This window comes from Pseudomonas sp. NPDC088890 (assembly GCF_044900155.1).
GTDB classification, from domain to species: domain Bacteria; phylum Pseudomonadota; class Gammaproteobacteria; order Pseudomonadales; family Pseudomonadaceae; genus Aquipseudomonas; species Aquipseudomonas urmiensis.
The window spans coordinates 1-1,844 of the sequence record NZ_JBJDNG010000012.1; the positions used below are offsets into that span (position 1 = coordinate 1).

General features: G+C 62.1%; 1 protein-coding gene. It reads left to right on the top strand.

Features of this window, described 5'->3' with window-relative positions; genetic code table 11:
- Window positions 1-299: 299 nt before the first annotated feature.
- The gene (locus ACI2JX_RS21110) at window positions 300-1,727 is read left to right on the top strand and encodes a mechanosensitive ion channel domain-containing protein (protein ID WP_404690921.1); all 1,428 of its coding nucleotides are present in this window, start codon (window positions 300-302) and stop codon (window positions 1,725-1,727) included.
- Window positions 1,728-1,844 lie beyond the last annotated feature (117 nt).

The window sequence follows — 1,844 nt, forward strand, 5'->3', positions numbered from 1 at the left end:
TTCAGTGAGTTGGGTGTTTCGCGTTGATGGGGAAAGATTAAAACCAAGACCTTTGGCGCACTAGATAGCGAAATTTGCCTTTAGCGTTCTGTTTTGTGAACGATGATCGTGCAGGGCACGCCCGGCCCTTATCCCGGGACAAGCCCGCTTCTCCAAGAACCACGCAGCCCATATAGGGGCAGGCTTGCTCCGCGATAAGGCCTGCACAGCCGGCAGCCGATAACCAGTACGCTCCCCTATTGCTTGTCCACCCCACCTGCTCTTTACTAGCCAAAGCCCTCCCCCGCTCCGAGACCGTCATGCTGGCTTTCATCCAGTCATACCCGCTGTTGCTCGGCACCTGCCTGATCTTCCTCGACCTGCTGCTGTGGCAGTTGATCCCGCTCCAGCGCCAGCCCTGGCGCATCGCTACGCGGCTGGTGATCTTCCTGCTGTTCAGCTGGATATTGCTGGCCGCCGGCATGAGCCCGCTGCAACCGCCGCCGTGGGCCGATGATGTCTCGCGCAATTTGATGGCGACGGTACTGGCGATTGGCTGGTGGCTGTTCGGTGCGCGCACGGTCACGGTGGTGTTCGGCCTGCTGCTGGTGGCGCGCGGCAGTCATGGCGGGCGCTTGCTGCAGGATGTGCTGGGGGCGTTGATCTTTCTGGTGGCGGTGGTGGCGGCAGCGGCCTATGTCATGCAACTGCCGGTCAAGGGCCTGCTGGCGACCTCGGGGGTGATGGCCATCGTTATCGGCCTGGCGTTGCAGAGCACCCTGAGCGATGTGTTTTCCGGGATCGTGCTGAACACCACCCGGCCCTATCAGATCGGCGACTCGATCTCGATCGATGGCACTGAGGGCAAGGTGATCGATATCGATTGGCGGGCCACGCGCATGATCACCGGCAGCGGCAGCCTGGCGGTGATCCCTAACTCGGTGGCAGCCAAGGCCAAGTTGCTCAATCACAGCCGACCTGCCGACCGCAACGGCGTGTCGATCAGTGTGGTGGTGCCGGCCAAAGTCCGCCCCAAGCGGGTCTTCGACGCCTTGGAAAAGGCCCTGCAAGGGACGTCGGCGCTATTGGACAACCCCGCCCCCAAGGTCACGGTGAAAGCCTCGACGCTTGAGTCAGTGGAATACGAAGCCAGCGGGTTCATCGCCGATATGGCGCGCAAGACCGAAGTGCGCAACCAACTGTTCGACCTCGCTCACCGTCATCTGGAAGCCACTGGGGTGATGTGGAACGTCGACCTGGCCGTGGCGCCGCGCAGTCGTCAGCGCGAGTTGCTCGACGAGGTGCGGGTCTTCCGCTCGTTGAGCAGTGAGGAGCGCGATGCGCTGAGCCAGCGCATGACGGCCATGGAGTACCTGGCCGATCAGGTGATCCTGGGCGTGGGTGAGCGGTCCGAGCATGTGTTGGTGATTGGCAGCGGCGTGGTCTCGGCCTCGGTGCGCGATGGCGAACGGCTGATCGAGGCTGGGCGCATGGGGCCGGGTGAGGTGCTGGCGATCGAAGGGTTGGTCGATGACGAAGACTCAGCGGTGGAGTTCCGCACGCTGACCGGCTGCGTGCTGTACCGCATCGACAAGGAGCAAGTCCGCAGCTGCCTGGTCGAGCGCGGCGAGGTGCAGTCGGCGCTGACCAAACTGCAGCGGTTCAGGCGGCAGAGCCGGGAGTCATTGCTGATGCAGAAGCCTACGGTGGTGAAAAAAGGTGGCTTCCTGAGTTGGCTGCACAAGTGACTGTGTGTCAGTACTGGCCTCTTCGCGGGCAAGCCCGCTCCCACATGAATCGCACATAACTTAACTATTGTGGTGGGCCTCTAGTAGACGGGAATCACTGTTGATGCAGAAGCCTGC

Coding starts and splice junctions, on each gene's coding strand:
- ACI2JX_RS21110 (WP_404690921.1), top strand. CDS start 300: ATGCTGGCTTTCATCCAGTCATACCCGCTGTTGCTCGGCACCTGCCTG.